The organism is Paenibacillus sp. AGC31, assembly GCF_057334655.1.
Genome location: NZ_JBHFJH010000039.1, coordinates 163275 through 182036 on the forward strand (window position 1 = coordinate 163275; position 18762 = coordinate 182036).

At 46.6% G+C, this 18762-nt stretch carries 20 protein-coding genes; 2 read left to right on the forward strand and 18 right to left on the reverse strand.

Annotated elements, in window-relative coordinates:
- Positions 1 to 201 precede the first annotated feature (201 nt).
- From recO to ACE04G_RS24885, 16 genes are all read right to left on the reverse strand, one after another.
- On the reverse strand, positions 202 to 954 hold the full coding sequence (gene recO / locus ACE04G_RS24810) for a DNA repair protein RecO (RefSeq protein ID WP_047843778.1): 753 nt from the start codon (positions 952 to 954) through the stop codon (positions 202 to 204).
- Between the two features lie 33 nt (positions 955 to 987).
- Positions 988 to 1128 carry a YqzL family protein gene (locus ACE04G_RS24815; protein ID WP_091013993.1) on the reverse strand — a complete coding sequence of 47 codons (141 nt, stop codon included), beginning with the start codon at positions 1126 to 1128 and terminating at the stop codon, positions 988 to 990.
- A gap of 104 nt (positions 1129 to 1232) precedes the next feature.
- Entirely contained in the window at positions 1233 to 2132 is a 900-nt protein-coding gene (gene era / locus ACE04G_RS24820) for a GTPase Era (RefSeq protein ID WP_047843779.1), read from the reverse strand.
- A 37-nt stretch (positions 2133 to 2169) separates the two neighbouring features.
- A complete protein-coding gene (locus tag ACE04G_RS24825) occupies positions 2170 to 2583 on the reverse strand; it encodes a cytidine deaminase (RefSeq protein WP_017687247.1) in 414 nt (137 codons plus the stop codon).
- Between the two features lie 304 nt (positions 2584 to 2887).
- A complete protein-coding gene (locus tag ACE04G_RS24830) occupies positions 2888 to 3259 on the reverse strand; it encodes a diacylglycerol kinase family protein (RefSeq protein WP_076211618.1) in 372 nt (123 codons plus the stop codon).
- Complete coding sequence (ybeY, locus tag ACE04G_RS24835; RefSeq protein WP_036615036.1) at positions 3259 to 3756, reverse strand: rRNA maturation RNase YbeY; 498 nt, start codon at positions 3754 to 3756, stop codon at positions 3259 to 3261. Before ybeY ends, ACE04G_RS24830 begins: the two co-directional genes overlap by 1 nt.
- Before the next feature lie 115 nt (positions 3757 to 3871).
- On the reverse strand, positions 3872 to 6121 hold the full coding sequence (locus ACE04G_RS24840) for an HD family phosphohydrolase (RefSeq protein WP_036674803.1): 2250 nt from the start codon (positions 6119 to 6121) through the stop codon (positions 3872 to 3874).
- Positions 6122 to 6137: 16 nt separating this feature from the next.
- The gene (locus ACE04G_RS24845; RefSeq protein ID WP_017687243.1) at positions 6138 to 7109 is read right to left on the reverse strand and encodes a PhoH family protein; all 972 of its coding nucleotides are present in this window, start codon (positions 7107 to 7109) and stop codon (positions 6138 to 6140) included.
- Between the two features lie 6 nt (positions 7110 to 7115).
- Positions 7116 to 8309: a sporulation protein YqfD gene (yqfD, locus tag ACE04G_RS24850; RefSeq protein WP_221821987.1), complete on the reverse strand. Its 1194-nt coding sequence runs from the start codon at positions 8307 to 8309 to the stop codon at positions 7116 to 7118.
- Positions 8306 to 8599 (reverse strand): sporulation protein YqfC, encoded by a 294-nt coding sequence (gene yqfC / locus ACE04G_RS24855; protein WP_017687241.1) that lies wholly within the window; start codon positions 8597 to 8599, stop codon positions 8306 to 8308. Before yqfC ends, yqfD begins: the two co-directional genes overlap by 4 nt.
- Before the next feature lie 181 nt (positions 8600 to 8780).
- Entirely contained in the window at positions 8781 to 9380 is a 600-nt protein-coding gene (locus ACE04G_RS24860; RefSeq protein WP_221821985.1) for a hypothetical protein, read from the reverse strand.
- Between the two features lie 13 nt (positions 9381 to 9393).
- Positions 9394 to 10404: a flotillin-like protein FloA gene (gene floA, locus ACE04G_RS24865; protein WP_221821983.1), complete on the reverse strand. Its 1011-nt coding sequence runs from the start codon at positions 10402 to 10404 to the stop codon at positions 9394 to 9396.
- 160 nt (positions 10405 to 10564) lie between these two features.
- Complete coding sequence (locus ACE04G_RS24870) at positions 10565 to 11887, reverse strand: NfeD family protein (protein ID WP_221822063.1); 1323 nt, start codon at positions 11885 to 11887, stop codon at positions 10565 to 10567.
- A 282-nt stretch (positions 11888 to 12169) separates the two neighbouring features.
- Positions 12170 to 12613 (reverse strand): GatB/YqeY domain-containing protein, encoded by a 444-nt coding sequence (locus ACE04G_RS24875; protein WP_017687237.1) that lies wholly within the window; start codon positions 12611 to 12613, stop codon positions 12170 to 12172.
- Between the two features lie 15 nt (positions 12614 to 12628).
- Entirely contained in the window at positions 12629 to 12802 is a 174-nt protein-coding gene (gene rpsU / locus ACE04G_RS24880; protein ID WP_005547957.1) for a 30S ribosomal protein S21, read from the reverse strand.
- A 232-nt stretch (positions 12803 to 13034) separates the two neighbouring features.
- A complete protein-coding gene (locus tag ACE04G_RS24885; RefSeq protein WP_024628477.1) occupies positions 13035 to 13394 on the reverse strand; it encodes a histidine triad nucleotide-binding protein in 360 nt (119 codons plus the stop codon).
- 220 nt (positions 13395 to 13614) lie between these two features.
- Here ACE04G_RS24885 and ACE04G_RS24890 point away from each other — a divergent pair, with 220 nt between their 5' ends.
- Both ACE04G_RS24890 and ACE04G_RS24895 read left to right on the forward strand, forming a co-directional pair.
- Entirely contained in the window at positions 13615 to 14565 is a 951-nt protein-coding gene (locus tag ACE04G_RS24890) for a PLP-dependent cysteine synthase family protein (protein ID WP_449004889.1), read from the forward strand.
- Between the two features lies 1 nt (position 14566).
- A complete protein-coding gene (locus ACE04G_RS24895; RefSeq protein WP_221821979.1) occupies positions 14567 to 15700 on the forward strand; it encodes a bifunctional cystathionine gamma-lyase/homocysteine desulfhydrase in 1134 nt (377 codons plus the stop codon).
- A 770-nt stretch (positions 15701 to 16470) separates the two neighbouring features.
- Here the strand turns inward: ACE04G_RS24895 and ACE04G_RS24900 are convergent.
- Positions 16471 to 16815: a hypothetical protein gene (locus tag ACE04G_RS24900; RefSeq protein WP_036674796.1), complete on the reverse strand. Its 345-nt coding sequence runs from the start codon at positions 16813 to 16815 to the stop codon at positions 16471 to 16473.
- 479 nt (positions 16816 to 17294) lie between these two features.
- The coding region (locus ACE04G_RS24905) for an SbcC/MukB-like Walker B domain-containing protein (protein WP_486095023.1) at positions 17295 to 18762 on the reverse strand (1468 nt) is incomplete at its 5' end.

Consider the following 18762-nt stretch of genomic DNA (forward strand, 5'->3'; position numbering starts at 1 on the left):
CCGATTCAGCCAGGCTCCCACCATCCCCGGCTCGCTCATTCATGATTCTCAAGTGTTATACAACGACTTGTCTCCATAAATGCAATAAATCCAGTCCTTTACTTTCTCGTTCAATGCATGTCTCATAAAGAGAAATTATATTTCATAATATATAAAATCTAGTATGAAGTCAAGATATAGTTTCACTTCCACCAAAACGCCTCAAATCCCGTACTTCTCCATCTGATCGAGGAAAGAACGGGATTTAAGATTCAGACCGAGCTGATGATCCATAAAAGCACGCATCAACTTTTTGATCTCATCACGGGTAGACTCACTCACTGATATATTCCCCAAGCGTTGCAGATCCAACTGTGCGAACAAACGCAACAACTTCAGAGCCTTTGGACTAACTGACATCGCTGGAGGATCGAAATGTTTGCATGCTCGACACAAGACGCCACCAAGTCTGGGACTTATAAACAACTGCTCATCTGGTCGCTCCTGATTGCAGGAGATGCACTCATCGAACTGTGGGCCATATCCGGATGCCTGTAATATTTTCATTTCGTACAGACTTGTAATAACAACCGGATCTTTCTCTTCCTTCAACGCCTGCAAACACGCCTTCAACTGTTTGAACCAAAATGTACCTGTCTCTTCATCCTGAAGCACCCGATCCAATAGTTCACACGCATAAGAAGCATAAGAGGCCTTGACCAGATCTTCACGCAACTCATGATAGGATTCAACAATTTCTCCAGCGTTCAGTGTGCCTAGACCTGTATTGCGAAAATATACATATTGACCATACGTAAACGGCTGCACCAGTGCAGCATGTCGGCTCTTGGGCTTTTTGGCACCGCGGACGAGTACCCCTACTTTCCCGCCGCTTTCGGTGCAAAGCGTAATGATTTTGTTCCCTTCGCCGTAGTCCATGCTGCGGATGACAATCCCTTCCACCCTGTATAGCATGCCTCGTCACCTAACCATTCCCGAATCAGCCAATTATCCTTCGGCTTCTTCATCTTCAATCACTTCCCTTGCATGATCCGACTCCTGTCCTAACGAGTTACACGCCTCGGTATATAACAAATAGGACTCCACATCCCCCGTCATCGCAAAAACCTTCCACGAAAAATCTCGCATCGGAATTTCATCCTCTCTTCGGAAATGACGTCTGCATCTACCAAATAGGATGGAGTCTTGCAAGGTAAACTATGTGTTGCAATTACTGGATACAATTCCGACGATTAGTCGCGGCCAAAGCCAAGGTCACGCAGAACTCTATCCTGATTTCTCCAGTCTTTTTTCACTTTAACCCACAGGTCCATGAAAATTTTGGAGCCAAGCAAATTCTGAATGTCATGTCGAGCTCGTTTACCCACTTCTTTCAGAAGGGCACCTTGCTTGCCGATAATGATGCCTTTTTGCGAATCCCGTTCCACAAAAATGACGGCTGAGATATAAACGACACCATTATCCTGCACTTTCATATCTTCGATCGTTACTGCAATGGAGTGAGGCACTTCTTCACGAGTCATTTGCAGAATTTTCTCACGAATCAACTCGGCACATACAAACTGCTCCGGATGGTCAGTAACCTGGTCATCAGGATAGTACTGTGGACCTTCAGGCAAATACTTGCCGAGCTGTTCCAACAACGTGCTGACGTTGCTGCCAAGCATGGCAGAGACAGGAACGATTTCAGCGAAATCGTGAAGCTTGCGATACGTCTCAATGAGTGGAAGCAGTGCTTCCGGCTCAATTTTGTCAATTTTATTCATGACGAGAATGACAGGTGTACGGATATTTTTCAACTGTTCCGCAATATAACGGTCACCGCCACCCAAGCCTTCCGAAGCGTCAATCAGAAACAGTGCTGCTTCTACTTCTCCGAGCGTATTCAGAGCAGTCTGGTTCATGTAATCGCCAAGTTTGGATTGACGTTTGTGAATACCCGGTGTGTCCAGGAATACGATTTGTTGATGTTCGGATGTATACACGCCATGAATTTTATTACGTGTGGTTTGTGGCTTGTCCGACATGATCGCAATTTTCTGTCCGATCACCTGGTTCATCAGTGTGGATTTACCTACGTTTGGACGTCCAATAATAGCTACAAAACCGGATTTGAATGCTTGTTTTTTCATATGTTCCTCCTCAGGCGCCTAGGCCTGGAATATTGGTTTATTTTTTGGCAGAATTCAGATCAGAAGGCCCAAAAGCCCAAGGTAACAGTTCAGCAACGGTGGTCTCTTGCAGATCACCTTTCAAGTTCCCCAAGATGACTTTCATATCGGGTTCACACAGTTCGTACATCACCTGACGACATACGCCACATGGAGCAATCGGACCATCCGTGTCGCCCACAATGGCGATCGCTTTGAAGCTGCGAGGCTTCTGCCCACCTGCAATGGCACTGAACATCGCTGTACGCTCAGCACAGTTACCTGGTGTATACGCAGCATTCTCAATATTACAACCATGATGCACATGACCTTCACTGTCAAGCAAAGCCGCGCCTACACCAAAATGGGAGTACGGCGTATACGCCTTCGTACGTGCCTTAATTGCTTCTTGCATTAACAAACCGTTATCCATCATTATTCTCTCCCTTAGGGTGCAATATAAAGTTACTACCTACGAATTAAGTTCAACCAAAGCCAAATTTACACTAGTCACTCCGAGTCCAGAATAACCCTTCGATCGCTGTTATCCCCAGATTTTTTGATTCACTTTTCAATGTGAAAATCCGGGGATAAAGGCGAACGCTTCGCTTCTACAGGTTTATTTCTGTCCTCTTCGTTATCGTGTAATGTCTACAAGTTCAACTTAAACAAGGTCTAACTTCACAAAGTTGTGTAGTATTAAAATCAAATCAAATCAAAACAAGGTTAAAACAAAATCAGTACAAACCTAGCCAATTCATCACGGGCTTAATGAAAACGATACAACCGATGATGACGGCGAATACCGCAGCCAGCAGAACTGCCCCAGCCGCGGTATCCTTTGCCGCTTTTGCCAGCGGATGGATATGGGGGTGTGCCAAGTCAACCGCTGCCTCTACAGCCGTGTTCATCAATTCAGTCACCAGGACCAAAAAGACAGCGGTCAGCACAAACATCCAATCCGTTCTTGAGATTCTGAAAAAAAAGCCGGCTACACACATCAAAATAGCCACTCCCGTGTGAACTCTCACATTACGCTGAGTCCGCAACCCATATGCGATTCCTTCCGCAGCATTGCGGAATACCAGACCCCAGGAGCGTCTTTTCATTATCGTGTCAACCCGGCCTGGGCCAATACCGCTTCTTGTTTGCCCATCATTTCAGCCTCACTTGCTTCATCCTGATGGTCGTATCCAAGCAGGTGCAAGAAACCATGGACAAACAGAAAACCGAGTTCACGTTCAAATGAGTGTCCATACTCTTCACTTTGCAGGATGGTCCGTGGTACGGAAATGATGATGTCTCCAAGAACATCCGGCATTTCTTCCATCTCTTCATCTTCGTCCAGCTCATAGATAATATCTAGTTCTTCATCCACCGTTTCGTTCATCGCAAAAGACAATACATCCGTAGGACGGTCAATACCGCGATAATCACGGTTCAACTCATGGATCTGCTCATCGTTTACAAAAGTCAGAGCCACTTCCCCGTCTGCAACACCTTCCGCTTCTCCCGCGAGATTAAGCAACTGTTCCAGCATTGCAATCATCGGGTCTGTAATTTCTTTATCCTGTTGTTCATTATTCCATGCAAGATTAAGACTCATTCTTTCATAACTCCTGTCTGCTCATATTTAGAGGTTGTTCAAAAAAGCATTTCTAGCTTCATCCCATCCTCTCGGTACTGAAAACCGACCTTTTTGAACACGAACTATTATTAAATTAGCCTGCTTCGGGTGAAGTCGGCTTTGGTTTCTTAATCTCCTCCGGATATTCGATCCTGGAGTGGAAGATACCCATCACCGTTTCCTTCAATGTTCTGGCGACGATATCCAGTTCACGCATCGTAAGGTCACAATCATTGAATTGATGATCGTCCAATCGTCCTTTAATAATCTTCTCAATCATGGACTCCACTTGTTCCACTGTCGGTTTGCGCAAAGATCTCACAGCAGCCTCCACACTATCGGCAATGCCAACAATAGCCGATTCCTTGGACTGAGCCTTTGGCCCAGGGTAACGGAAATCTTCTTCCGTGAAATCAGGCTCAACGCCTGCTTCTTCCGCCTGGCGCAGTGCTTTGTGATAGAAATAGTGGAGAAATGTCGTGCCGTGATGCTGTTCCGCAATATCCCGAATAGGTCTGGGCAGCTTATAATCCTTCTGCATTTCCACCCCATCGCGCGCATGGGCAACGATAATAGATTTGCTCAGTTTCGGATCAATTGAATCATGCGGATTCTCCATATTGTTCTGATTCTCAATAAAATAGATAGGCCGCTTTGTCTTGCCAATATCATGATAATACGAACCCACTCGGCAGAGCAATCCATTAGCTCCTATGGCTTCTGCTGCTGCTTCGGACAGATTGCCTACCATAACGCTGTGATGATAGGTACCCGGTGTCTCCGTCAGCAACTTGCGAAGAAGCGGATGGTTCGGATTAGATAGTTCTACCAGTTTGAGCGCTGACAAAATGCCAAATGAAGTTTCAAAAAATGGCATCAGCCCAATAACCAGTATGGCAGTCAGCACGCCACCAGCAAATGCAAACCCAACGCCATACAGTGTCGTGGTTCGATTCCAATCGCCCGAGTCAATCAAAGCCAAGGTGAAGACGGCTATGGACCCGAACAGACAGACCATAATGGCTCCTTTCAGGATCGTTGATCGCTGGCTAGCCTTATGAGTTGCAAAGATCGCAACAAATGAAACCAATACAGCGAAGAAACCCAGCTCGAAGTCAAAAAGTTGACCCTGATGCGTATTCAAAATAATGCTGGACAACATACCGATCAATATCGAACATACAAAGGCAAGCGACGTATCCAGCAACAGCGCAATTAACATCGCCCCTACCGCAACAGGTGCAAGGAAGCCCACATAAGACCGCTCATTGGTTTGGATAATCGCTGTCACATGCATAACCACAATCGTAATAATAAAAATGAGAACAAGCATCAACAGCTGCGCATTATTATATTTGAAATGCGTTCCGCTGCCTTGCTGAATATACATCAGAATTGCTGCTGACAACAGGCAGGAAAACATAAGAAGACCAAGCTGTGGCCAGTAGTTCACTTCATTTTTCAGCAAATCATTCTCATCCAGCAAAGTATACATCTCCGGGGTGATCATCTCACCCTTGGCAACTAGTGTGTCCCCTTGCTTGATAAAGACAGTTTGCGTGTTCTCACGCGCCTGAACTTTCGCTTCCTTGGTTCCCTCTTCATCGTAGAAGCGGTTAGCGGTCACCACGAGGCGAGCAAGCTCTTGCACGACCTCACGTTGCGTACGCTTACCAAGAGAGCTGACACTCACCATCTCAGCTACTTTGGCACGGGCAGTGGTTGCATCGCTGATCTGATCCGTCATTAACCGGGCAACAATATCCCTCGCAACCGGTTTCATCTCCTGGATATCATCTGATGTCAGCCGTGAGATTTTGATGTAGGTTTCTTCGGGAATACGGTAGCTTTGCTCCTGTACCACATTTCTGATCTCTTCCAAAAGAGTCTCGGAGTATGTACCGGCTTTCCGATTATTATTGATATAGTTGGTCACAAAGTCCTTCTGGCGCTGCGGAATTTCATCCCGATAAATATCAATCTTGTCCTGACTTGAAATCTGATCATCCTGATTTAATCGATCTACACGGTCTAGCAGGGTAGTCATCAAATTTTCGTTTCGCAACTGGACAATCTGAAATATCGGCTGTACCCGTTCAGCAGCTTCTTCCTGTGCTTTGAGTGTGGCCTTGTTATTCGGAATCTGCATGGGCGCAGCAATGTCCACTTCACTCCGTGTCCCTTCCTGAATATCATAGCGCTCAGGGAGCAGCTTCGAAGCCAGACTCACGTAGAAAAGAATCACCAGAAACAAAAACAGAAGATAGCGTGCCCACACGCTATACTTCCATCCTGTAGCCTTATTCTGAAAAGATTTGCCTTTTGACGGTTCCTTCGAGGTCACTTTAGACAATCCCTTTCTATGCTTGATTTTCTGCGGCGTGGTTGTAAGCCACGATAATTTTCTGGACAAGGGAATGCCGTACAACATCTTGCTCGGCAAAATAGACAAATCCAATCTCGTTAACTTCGTTCAAGATCGTATTCGCTTCCACAAGCCCGGATTTCTTACCACGCGGTAAATCAATCTGTGTAACGTCTCCGGTGATGACCATTTTGGAGCCAAAACCAAGCCGGGTCAGAAACATCTTCATCTGTTCAGGCGTTGTGTTCTGTGCTTCATCGAGAATGATGAAGGAGTCATCCAGCGTACGCCCCCGCATGTAGGCGAGTGGTGCGATTTCGATTAACCCCCGCTCCAGTGCCTTCGCGGTCTGTTCCTGCCCCATAACGTCATATAAGGCATCGTACAGCGGTCTCAGATAAGGGTCTACCTTCTCCTGAAGATCACCTGGCAAAAACCCAAGACTCTCTCCTGCTTCAACAGCAGGCCGTGTGAGTACAATGCGTTTGACGCTGCCTTCTTTAATTGCGGCAACAGCCAGTACAACAGCAAGGTAGGTTTTACCCGTACCGGCAGGACCAATGCCAAATACAATATCACGTTTTTTAATTGTAGTTACATAGTGCTTCTGTCCAATGGTTTTAACACGGATTGGTTTACCTCGGTATGTCGTAGTAATCTCGCCTTTGAACAGGTCCAAGAGTTGGTCTGCCCGCATATCCTTGGCAAGTTCAATCGCATACTTCACATCTCTCTCGGTTAACACATATCCATTGCGTATCAATTGCAGTAACACATCAAATAATTGTTCAAGCGATTCCACCTGCTGTGCGTTGCCAAAAATCACAATCTCCGCTTCACGGGATGCAATCTGGGCAGGAATCTCGGATTCAATCAGTTTAAGAAAAGTATCTTGGGGTCCAAAAAGGGATTGGCCCTCTCCCGCACTCTGGAGGGAGATTTGTATGCTGCGTGTTTGCTCTGACAAATATCCTCATTCTCCTTGACTATGGACTAGCGGAAGTTCTTCCGCAATGCTTTCTTCTACTTCAAATAAGACTTTCATATAAACTTTACCATTCTCTTTCTTCTCATGCAAAATTTTTTCACTTATAATTTTTGTTCCTTTGCCGTTTTTGGCCATAATATCATTCCTTGCTCCTTCCAATCCTTTCGTTCTGGCCCATTCTACCGTCTGTTGTTGCTCATGCTCTCGTGTCTCCAGATCTTTCTCTGTCAGCCAACCCATGGGAAGTGTAAAGGATCGCCACGTCAATGGTTTATGATTACTCTCGGTATCAAATGAACTGAACGGTGTACTTCCGTACCCCCACAGTTGGATTGCCCATTTCCCCAGCACCATGTAAAAACGTTCTTTGCTCTCACCTGTCATTGTATTATGTTTTTGCACCAGCGGAACCTCTACCTGATACTCACGCCATACCAGACCACGAACTTCACCTTTGGCAACAATGGTTTTGGTGTTCTCCTCATCCCCGAGAATCCCCGAGATCAATACCTGACCCTTTTTGACACGCATGTCCTTCTGAACAACAGGGCGTCCCTGCTCCGCATAGATTTGAGTGACAACAGCATCTGACTTACTGATCAGATGTCTGGGATTCAGTAATGGTTCGCGCTTTGGTTGTGCCGATTCCACGACCTGAATGGTGATGGTTGTCCCCTCTTTGCTCACGCCAATCCAGGTTACATCCGGCAGAGCGAGTGCAAGCTGCCTGGAGAGCTTGTCTTGGCTTTGCAAGCGGAACCCCCATTGGAAAGGATATATGCCCTCTTTCTTCGCTGCTGCGAGCACCTCGTCGGTAGGAATGGTGACGTTACCCTTGACCTCCACATCCCATACCATGGACGACAACGCAAACAAAGCTGCCACAAAAAACAGCATCCCCCCAAGAAAGAACTTCCTCCGCAATAATCGGGCCGCAAAAAAAGGGAAACCACTGCGATGGGTTACTTTCACCCTGCAGCCTGTCCGTTTCAACACAGGACGCAACCTGAAAAAATGCGGCAGCAGAATGTTCATCTCTGCCACGCGTCCATCGTGAGCACGCAGGTTCCAAACTTCCAGCCCCTGCTCTGCCACCGTGTTGATTAATGTTTCAATGTCTCCCCCAGTGACCGTGATTCGGACTGCTCCCCGCAGTTTATACAGACTGGGCTGCTTCATCCGTTCCCCTCCACTCCATTCATATGAATATCCAGAATCGTTCCTTCAACAGCTACTTCATCCGGCAAAATGTTACGTATCACCAAGGCAGTTCCTTTGATCTCCAACTGGCCTTGGGAAAGAGCCAACACGATACGATCCGGGGTGAAATGGATGACACCGCGATGATTCTCTATATACAGTTGCTTACTGCCAATCAGGGTTAACCGTGGCATATCATAAAGCACATCCTGCGGCAGATCCAACACTTCACTGGTCCATCTGCGCAGCTTGCGGCTGATCCGGGTCATTCGAAGGTCTTCCCCCTTCCTCTACAGTTCAACTTATGCGCAGATTCATGAATTTATGAAAATTCCGGAGCGTGTTAGGGACGAATGTTGAGAAAAAAGTAAGGAACACAGAAAAAGCCGTCTCCGGCGGCTTTCTGCGCACCAGAGACGGCTCTATTTTCTGTTCATAATGAAGACTTGTTTACAGTTTCCCTCTTGTACCAAACGGCTGTTTGGAACGAGGAGGACCCAATACTTCTGCCCACAGCACACCTGTACGAATATCAGCAGGGCGAAGCGGAGATGCTCCCGATTCATCGGTGTTGGGTATATCCCAACTGGAATCAGACACAACAGGTTTATTTGCAGAAGAGAAGCGATTTAATCTCTCTTGAATCAAACGCTGCTGTTCTTCCATACCTCTCATCTGTGCCTCAAGTGAATTTTCCATGGCACTCATCGTGCCCTCACTTCTGTAGTCAGTTGCGGGGCGAGAAGATGCAGCAGGCTCTGAATACGGCTCATCATACTGATTCTCATATTGCACGTCATCATACCGATCGTCATACTGTTCATCATAGCGGGGGTCTGCAGGTCCGGAAGACTGCTGCGGAGATGAATTGTCTCTTGAACGTTCATCCCGGCCTGAATCACCACTGCCTCCAAATGTAGGCATCCCGTTGGCAGGACGCTTTTTGTTCGGATCAGCCGATTTCGCAGCTTTCCCCAAGAAGGAGAAGAGTGCAAAACCGATGACGGCCACAATATACAGATTATCAAAAATCCATTCAAATAGGCCCATATGCACTCACCGCCTATCTTCCGTTTTTGGAATCACCCTGATCGTTGGAATTCGAACCTTCACCAGGTTTTCCTAATGTGTTGCGCATTTGAGTATCCGCTTCAATATTTTTGAGATTCATGTAATCCATCACACCGATTTTACCGTTACGAAGTGCCTCAGCCATGGCGAGAGGTACTGCGGATTCAGACTCAACAACACGCGCTCTCATTTCCACAACGCGCGCTTTCATCTCTTGTTCTTGGGCTACAGCCATTGCACGACGCTCTTCTGCTTTCGCCTGAGCAATTCGCTTGTCAGCTTCTGCCTGCTCGGTTTGCAGGAATGCACCAATATTTTTACCAATATCCACGTCCGCAATATCAATGGACAGGATCTCAAAGGCAGTTCCAGAATCCAGTCCTTTGGACAGGACTGTACGAGAGATCAGATCCGGATTTTCCAACACCACTTTATGCGTTTCTGCTGAACCGTTGGTACTTACGATCCCTTCACCGACACGGGCAATGATCGTCTCTTCACCGGCACCACCAACGAGTCGGTCAATATTCGCACGAACTGTAATTCTTGCTCGAACTTTAACTTCAATACCATCTTTTGCCACCGCAGATACAACAGGCGTTTCGATAACACGCGGGTTAACACTCATTTGGACCGCCTGTAATACGTCACGACCAGCAAGGTCAATCGCAGCAGCACGTTCGAATTCAAGTGGAATGTTTGCACGCTGAGCAGCAATCAGAGCGTTTACAACACGGTCAACATTACCACCCGCCAGAAAGTGACTCTCCAGTTGGTTCATGGTTAAATCAAGGCCCGCTTTTCTTGCTTTAATCAGTGGATTTACGATCCTGCTAGGTGTTACACGTCTAAGTCTCATGGCTACCAGTGTAATAATACTAACACGGACACCGGATGCAATAGCTGAGATCCAGAGCATGACCGGGAAAAAGCTGAAAAATACGCTCAGTACGATAATACCTACTACCGCAATGAGCAAAATCGTAATCATAGATGTGTCCATTGTTTAATTTCCTCCATTTGCAATTTGAATTTGATAAAAATGTTTGAGAAGACACTCATGAGTCCGCTGCTAAATTAAAGAATGCACCACCTCGCTGGCAGCATCAGCACGTGGTTATGTACATTGCCGAAGCGTTAATCCGCTTCGACAAGAGAGCAAGTTACACCGGCAAAGCTTGCTGAACCACAATCCGGGTACCTTCCGCTTTAATCACAATAATCGGGGTGTCAACCGGAATGAAATCACCATCTGTCACAACATCAATTCGTTCTCCTTCAAACATCGCTGTTCCAGAAGGCCGAAGCGGTGTGAGACTGATGCCTTGCAGTCCAATCAACTCTTTACGCTCGGTAGCGGATGAGTATCCACGCTCAGCTGACAGACTGTCACTCAGTATGAATCGATTCCATATCCCTCGATCTTTAAACAGTACTGCGATAATCGCAATCACTACCAATGCTGCTCCGAAAGCGATACCCAGGGAAACGAATGCATCACTCGTATCATAAGCAGCCCTCACAACACCTGCAACAAGCGCAATTGATCCCAGAATACCCAAAATACCCATGCTTGGTATGAACATCTCCAGAATCATCAAGATGAGTCCAACAGTGAACAATACCCACGTCTCTGCTCCTGCAAAACCGGCAACGTAATTTCCTGAGAAATACAGGACAAAACATACGATACCGACAATACCAGGTACTCCGAACCCAGGAACGATCAATTCAATGGCCACACCTGCGATTCCGAGGAACAACAATATGGTCATGACAACCGGATTGGTAAGAAAGGATGAGATGTTCTCTGCTGTCGTCCGTTCTACCTTAAATACATCATCCTGGCTGTAACCGAGCCACGTTGCCGCTTCTTCCGGTGTGTTGCTGATGTGATCAGCATAACCAACTTTCAGCGCTTCTTCAGCAGAGAGAGCAATAATCTCACCTTTTTGCTTGGTTTTATTAATCTCTGGCATTTCCACAACCATGTTAACATCCGTCATTCCAGCTGCAATCTTGCCATCACGACCACTGATCTCAGCTGCTCCCTGCATTTTGCTTTTCCAGAATGCAACAAGCTTTGGATCATCAACATGTTTACCCGTACTGTCCACCATTGCTGCCGCACCAATCATACTGCCTGGTGACATTACGATCTTATCTGCATTCAGAGCCAGAAAACTCCCTGCTGAAGCAGCATCTCCACGAACAAATGCAACAGTCTCAATCGGACTGTCCTTGATCAGGGTACCCAATGCTTCTGCAGTGTCGACACGGCCTCCCGGCGTATTGATATCAAGAACGATCAGGCCAGCATTCATCTCTTCCGCTTGCTTGAACCCGCGTTCCATGAACTTGCCAAGTCCCTGCTCGATTGGTTTATCAACCGGAATAATATATACGGCGCCACTCTTCTCAGCTGCATGCGCTGACGGTGATCCAATCCAGACAGGAAGCAACAGCGTCAGCAGCATTAAGAGCATCAATGGCCCCGTAAGCTTCTTCCGGCGCTTTCCCTTCACAATAGTCCCCCCTTTTCCATTAATGTTATACTGTCCAGCTTATGGTATTTATTACGTGCAATGCAACATTTCGTTTCAAAATCTTAAAATTATATTTGAAAACTCAATCAATTGCAAGAATAATAATCCATAATAATATATATTAACCATTAAAAAGAAATTTCGTCATCCCAAAGACATCATGCCTTCTGATAAATGGAAAAAACACCTCCTGACAAGTCAGAAGGTGTTTATTGATTTGCTTTATTGCAGAAATTGTTGAACTGCTTGATTTACCAGTTTGCCGTCCGCTTTGCCTTTAACTTTCGGCATAAGGGCCGCCATGACTTTCCCCATCTCGGCTTTCGAAGAAGCACCGGTTTCCTGGATGGTCTGCTGTACAATAACTTTAATTTCTTCTTCGGTAAGCTGTGTGGGAAGGTACTGGATGAGTACTTCAATTTCCGCTTTTGCATTTGCCGCGAGATCTTCACGGCCCGCTTTGTCAAATTCTTGGAGGGCATCTTTGCGCTGTTTGATTTCACGACTCAGGATATCAAGCACTTCGTTGTCATCCAAATCTCTTTTCAAATCTATTTCAAGATTCTTGATCGTCGAACGAATCAACCGAATGTTGGAGAGTCTGAACTTGTCCTTACTCTTCATCGCTTGCTTCATATCTTCGTTCAATCGTTCGCTAAGATTCATGTAGTTAAAATCCTCCTAAAACTTTCTCTTACGAGCAGCCTCGGACTTTTTCTTGCGCTTTACGCTTGGCTTCTCATAATGCTTACGTTTCTTCACCTCAGCCAATACGCCATCTTTAGCGATGGAGCGTTTAAAACGACGAAGTGCAGCATCAATAGTCTCGTTTTTGCGAACTTTAGTTTCAGACACCAGTTTTCCCTCCCTCCGACCAGACCGTCCAAGAGCAATAACACGGTTCATCATCTTACATTATAGGCGAAAGATAATAAAGGTGTCAACCTCAATGTAATGATCACTTATTTGAATCCATTTTATAACTCAAAGGTATTATGAAATGAATTCATTATATAAGCATTTGGTCACACATTCGTGGATTTAATGCATATGACTAAATCCTCAATATTAGTACCCATTAGCTCGTTTATTTGTGAGAATCGGACAGACTTGTCAACACGCCAAGTCTGGTACCACCCAACAAATGGTAATGCAGATGATGAACGGTTTGTTCTCCATCCTTACCACAATTATTGATTAAGCGATATCCCGTTTCCTCCACGCCAAGACGCTTCGCCGCTTCTTGAGCAGCCAGATGAATCTCGCCGATCAATGGCAGATCTTCTGCAGTAACTTCATTCATGGAAGCAATATGTTTCTTCGGAATGACAAGAACATGTGTCGGTGCAGCGGGCTGGATGTCATGAAAAACGATAACATGGTCATTCTCCAGTACTTTATTGGAGGGAATGCTGCCCTCTACAATTTTGCAAAATAAGCAATCCATAGTTCATACCCTCCTTTGTATTCCAGTGTATGTATTCCCTTCTATCATACTAGAAGTAAAAACCCACGTCCAATCTCTAGACACACAACCAGGCATTCCAGGTCAACTCTCCATCTATCATCGAGCCAAACACTTTACAACATTGGAAGTACACCAAGCCATTTTATCGAAATATGGTTTTATCACGCACTTTTCCCAATTAAACAAATATGTATGGTTAATGACACACAAAAGGAGATTGGTTAATTTGACCGTTTATCAACATGTACAGGAACTTATCGGTAATACGCCACTGCTTGAATTAACTCGTTATCCATTACCGGAAGGAATCCGCCTGTTCGCCAAACTGGAATTCATGAATCCTGGAGGAAGTGTGAAAGACAGGATCGGCAAGTTTTTATTGGAGAAGGCCTTGGCACGAGGAGATGTTAAGCCAGGTGGAACGGTGATCGAAGCTACCGCAGGCAACACAGGAATTGGTCTTGCAATGGCGGCTGTAGGCCTGAATTTAAAGGTCATTTTCGCGGTACCTCAGAAGTTCAGCGTCGAGAAGCAGCAATTGATGAAAGCCCTTGGTGCTACGGTCGTTAACACACCCACATCCGAAGGAATCACTGGTGCCATACGCAAGGCGGAATCGCTGGCGAAAGAAATACCGGGTTCCTATATTCCAGGTCAGTTCTCCAATGCGGATAACCCACTCGCACATTATGAACATCTGGGCCCTGAGATTTGGCGTGATCTGAACGGGCAGGTGGATGTATATGTCGCCGGAGCCGGGTCTGGCGGAACTTTCATGGGAGTATCTCGCTATTTGAAGGAGCACAACCCGTTAATTAAAACATGTATCGTAGAACCCGAAGGTTCGATTCTGGCAGGAGGTCCATCGGGACCACATCGTACAGAAGGAATAGGGGTCGAAACGTTATCTTCTTTTATGGATGTGAGTTACTTTGATGCCATTCATACGATCTCAGATGAAGATGCCTTTGAGCGGGTCAAGGATCTGGCCTTGTTGGAAGGCTTACTGGTAGGGAGTTCCTCAGGTGCAGCTATGCAAGCCGCATTAAACGAAGCTGTTCACGCAGCTCCCGGAAGTAACATCGTTGTAATTTTCCCGGATAGCAGCGAACGGTATTTAAGCCAAAATATCTATAATGGAGGACAATGAAATGAAACCAAAAACCAAGCTGATTCATGCAGGTATTGTTGGTGATCCACACACTGGAGCAGTGAGTGTACCGATCTATCAAGTGAGCACGTATGAGCAAGAATCGGTTGGCGTACACAAAGGATACGAGTATTCACGTACGGGCAACCCTACCCGTCATGCGTTGGAAGAAGTCATTAAAGAGCTGGAGGATGGCGTTCGAGGTTTTGCTTTTAGTTCGGGCATGGCTGCAATTCACGCTGTACTTTCTCTGTTAAAAACTGGAGATCACGTCATTCTGACGGATGACGTATACGGCGGGACCTATCGCATTTTCACCAAGGTGCTGAATCGTCTGGGGATCGAATATACCTTTGTAGATACCACCTCACTACAAGCACTGGAACAGGCTTTACAATCCAATACAAAGGCCATTTATGTAGAAACACCTACCAATCCGTTACTCAAGGTCACCGACATTGCTGCTGTAGCGAAATGGTCGAAACAACATGAATTGCTGTTCATTGTAGACAACACGTTTAGTACGCCTTATTGGCAAACCCCGCTGGCTCTGGGGGCAGATATTGTACTGCATTCTGCAACAAAATATATCGGTGGTCATAGTGATGTCGTGGCAGGACTTGCGGTTGTCAACAGCGAGCAACTTGGTGAAGATCTGCATTTTATTCAAAATGCAATTGGAGCAGTCCTGGGACCTATGGATTCCTGGCTGTTAATGCGAGGTCTGAAAACATTGGGATTGCGGATGGAAGCGCAAGAACACAATACAGAGCAGATTGTGGCATTTTTGAATCAACATCCAACAGTGAGCAAAGTCTATTATCCCGGGTTGCCCAACCATCCACAGTATAAGCTTGCTTCCACGCAAGCGAGAGGATATGGAGGTATGGTTTCCTTTGATGTAGGCAGTGCTGAAAAAGTAGATGACGTGTTAAGCAAAGTCCGTTATTTTACATTGGCTGAGAGTCTGGGCGCGGTGGAAAGTTTAATTTCTGTCCCTGCCCGAATGACACATGCTTCCATTCCCTATGAACGTCGGCAAGAATTGGGGATCACAGATGGTTTGATTCGGATCTCCGTTGGGATCGAGGATGTTGAGGATTTACTTGAGGATTTGAAATCTGCATTAAGTTGAGGGCATTTTGAAGTCCATGCTGGCTGATCTTGGAGAAGGAGTAGTGGTCGATGGACGATTTTCCAAGGAACACAGGACGTCTTATTTGATGTTCAGGCCACATTTGAAATTATAAGGAACATCAGGCACGTTTTTTCCCGAAATAACCTCAAAAAAATACTGAAAGCGGCTGTTTGTTCGGTTATAACGTGTATCAGATTCCTTAAAATTCTGAGGGCGCTTCAAAGCCTTGAATAAGATGCCTCAGATTCGTCAGCACTCACACATCATGCTTTGCTCCTCCAATCCTGGGCAAGAGAACAACATCGATTTCACCCAAAGCGAAGCTTTTAATCGGAATAGAGAATTAAAGCTTTTCGGTGTCTTGATCGTTGCTCGCACATGGTCACGTTCTCGCTTATTCAGGATGCAGTAAGCTGCTTGCTGCTACGGACACGTTAAGGCCCGCTTCTGATTTAAGCAGGTTTAAATAGACGCTATTTGCCATCCGTTCATCATCGACCTTACACTAATTAGATTCAAAAAAAGGTCATGCCTTACAGAAGTTCGCTTCTGCACAGACATGACCTTTTTGGATATTCGGTATGTTGCCAGTTGTATTGCAAAGACTGTTGCGATACATCAGGCTGAGACTCCGTATGTGATAAGACCTCTCTAATTTATGCTGTATGGTACCATGAATGAAACATCCATCCTCAGCTAGTTATTTTCGAGGATTTTCATAAGAAGCATGAGAATGAATCACTGTAGTTATACCTGTTTTTTCAATTTCAATAGTAAGGTAAAAGGGTTAACGCTGTAAGCGCAAAAAGCGGGAGCACCAGTCGGTTAAAACGTCTACGGCCATAACCATAATATGGATAAGGAGTAGGGTAACCGTATCCTGGGTAAAATCCGCGAGTATGACCTATTGGATAGTTTGCTCCCGGCATTGCATTTGGAGCCCAGTTCGCATGATTCACCATGGCTTCCGGTCCAACGGGAACAGCCAGATAGATCATTTCGTCATCCACATTTTCCATAATGCCATCGTAGTGCATACCGTCATTCATCTGTACACATACATAACGGTGCATGTGTTCCTTGCATATTTTCTTCGCTTCCACTTTTTCCACTTGCCAACGCCTCCCTGATTCTGCTCTTGATCACCTTTTCATGGTATTCAGAACTGGGCGAATTGACACTACTGACGAGAAACACAAAAAAAGAAGCACCCCGTGAGCGGCTTCCTTGGAAGTCTGCTGCGCGGACATCTATTCAGGAAACGTCCTGATCAGATGTCCGCCGGGGTACTTAAATAAAGTTTGTCGGCTTAACTGTAGTATAACAGCGAGATGAACCTGTATCTGTGATGTAACTCACTCCGCTATGTTGTAAAAGCAAGAAAAGAAATATTTTTACAATAAATAACATTCGGAAATAATCAGTTACTTGGGCAGAGAGAAGCGTAATGCCTCCCTCTTTTCTCCACGTCCTGCCGTTAAATCGGTAACAGGTCACTTCTCCTGATAGACAAACATACATCCCCACTATATTTTTGGCATTCTGATCCAAACCCGGATTGTAAGCGAATATTCATCATACACATATCCCTCTACAGGGTCTCCAAGACCACACGTGAGCCGTTTCCGGCCTCACCTGCCGGAATCACCACAAGTTTGCGTGGCAAGCGTGCACGCAGTTCAGGTACGTGACTTATTACACCAACAGCCAATCGGTCGTCATGCAATTTTTCCAGAGACGTAATGACGGTATCCAACAGCTCAGGGTCAAGTGTACCAAACCCTTCATCCAGGAAGAAGAATTGAAGTGGGTACTGACCTCGCAGCTGAATCTGGGCTGACAGTGCCAAAGCCAGTGACAACGAAGTCAAAAACGTCTCGCCACCTGACAACGTTGATACCGGTCGTTTGACTCCCCCGTTAGCATCATCACAAATCACAAAACCACCACCGGAATCCACCTCGAGTGAATAACGCTGTTTGGTCAGGAAGCGCAGACGCTGAGATGCCGCATGACTAACCTGCATCAGTTGTTCTTCAGCAATATACTCGACAAAAGCATTGCCTCTGAACGCGGATTGCAGTTTGCTGAGCAGTTCGCCTTGACGGCTTACCTCCACCCGCTTGTTCTCCAGTTCGGTCCAGCGAACATGTCGCTGCTCCACATCCTCCAGATCACGTTCTGCACGTGCTTTGGCACGAAGGGCAGCCTCATCCTGAGTCCGGACCTGCTGCAATCGTTCGGTGCACGCTAACCACTGTTCCTCCGATACGGCAGCACCACCCAGCTTTTGTTCCAGTTCACGCAATTGGGATGCCAGTTCACGCTCACGTTCACGGTGCTGCTGGATCTCTCCTGCCAGTCGTTCTGCTTCCTGTGAAGGAATTGCCGCGGATACAACAGCATCATCCGAGTCAAACGGGGATTGTTCCAGCAATTGCTTCCACCGTTCCTGTGCCTGTTGCAGATGCTCTGTTGCCGAGGCGGCTGCCTGTTGAGCCATAACGTCTCTCTTGGCTGATTCCTGCTTCAGTGTGTCCGCCTCTTTGAAGCGTTGTGCCGAGTCCGAAGCTGCTTTCCGCAGTCCATCCAGACGAGCCTGAGCCGCAGCAATCAGATCTTCTACCCGCTGCTCCCCAACCCACTGACGCAAGCGTTCTTCCTTCTCGGCCAGCTGTTTGCTATTGCCCTGCCACTGCGTTTGCCACTGGATCAGTTGTTTGTCCAATTCGACCAGCTTCTGCTGAAGAGATTGAATGATCTGGTCTTTTTCCTCAAGGAACGTCACACTTTTGTTCAGACGTTCCTTGATGTCTTCGGCGCGCGTATCGCGCTCCTGCATCGCCTGATAGAGGGTCTTGGCCTCCTCCTGAGCGATGCCCGGCAGTTCTGTGGCCCAGCGGCCCTGCAAGGCAGCCGCTGCGGCCTCGCTCTCGGCCAGCTTGCGCTCCGCCTGGGCGAGCCCGGCACGGCCGGCCTCTTGCGCAGCTGCCGCTTCCATGCGGCGCTGCTGCGCGCCCACAGCCGCCTGCTGCAACGCGGCGGCTTCGGCCTGGAGC

Bases quoted from the DNA above. Each gene is read 5' to 3' on its own strand.
- recO (WP_047843778.1), bottom strand. From the start codon at position 954: ATGCTATACAGGGTGGAAGGGATTGTCATCCGCAGCATGGACTACGGC.
- ACE04G_RS24815 (WP_091013993.1), bottom strand. From the start codon at position 1,128: ATGCGAGATTTTTCGTGGAAGGTTTTTGCGATGACGGGGGATGTGGAG.
- era (WP_047843779.1), bottom strand. From the start codon at position 2,132: ATGAAAAAACAAGCATTCAAATCCGGTTTTGTAGCTATTATTGGACGT.
- ACE04G_RS24825 (WP_017687247.1), bottom strand. From the start codon at position 2,583: ATGGATAACGGTTTGTTAATGCAAGAAGCAATTAAGGCACGTACGAAG.
- ACE04G_RS24830 (WP_076211618.1), bottom strand. From the start codon at position 3,259: ATGAAAAGACGCTCCTGGGGTCTGGTATTCCGCAATGCTGCGGAAGGA.
- ybeY (WP_036615036.1), bottom strand. From the start codon at position 3,756: ATGAGTCTTAATCTTGCATGGAATAATGAACAACAGGATAAAGAAATT.
- yqfD (WP_221821987.1), bottom strand. From the start codon at position 8,309: ATGAAGCAGCCCAGTCTGTATAAACTGCGGGGAGCAGTCCGAATCACG.
- yqfC (WP_017687241.1), bottom strand. From the start codon at position 8,599: ATGACCCGGATCAGCCGCAAGCTGCGCAGATGGACCAGTGAAGTGTTG.
- ACE04G_RS24860 (WP_221821985.1), bottom strand. From the start codon at position 9,380: ATGGGCCTATTTGAATGGATTTTTGATAATCTGTATATTGTGGCCGTC.
- floA (WP_221821983.1), bottom strand. From the start codon at position 10,404: ATGGACACATCTATGATTACGATTTTGCTCATTGCGGTAGTAGGTATT.
- ACE04G_RS24870 (WP_221822063.1), bottom strand. From the start codon at position 11,887: ATGCTCTTAATGCTGCTGACGCTGTTGCTTCCTGTCTGGATTGGATCA.
- ACE04G_RS24875 (WP_017687237.1), bottom strand. From the start codon at position 12,613: ATGAATCTTAGCGAACGATTGAACGAAGATATGAAGCAAGCGATGAAG.
- ACE04G_RS24885 (WP_024628477.1), bottom strand. From the start codon at position 13,394: ATGGATTGCTTATTTTGCAAAATTGTAGAGGGCAGCATTCCCTCCAAT.
- ACE04G_RS24890 (WP_449004889.1), top strand. From the start codon at position 13,615: ATGACACACAAAAGGAGATTGGTTAATTTGACCGTTTATCAACATGTA.
- ACE04G_RS24895 (WP_221821979.1), top strand. From the start codon at position 14,567: ATGAAACCAAAAACCAAGCTGATTCATGCAGGTATTGTTGGTGATCCA.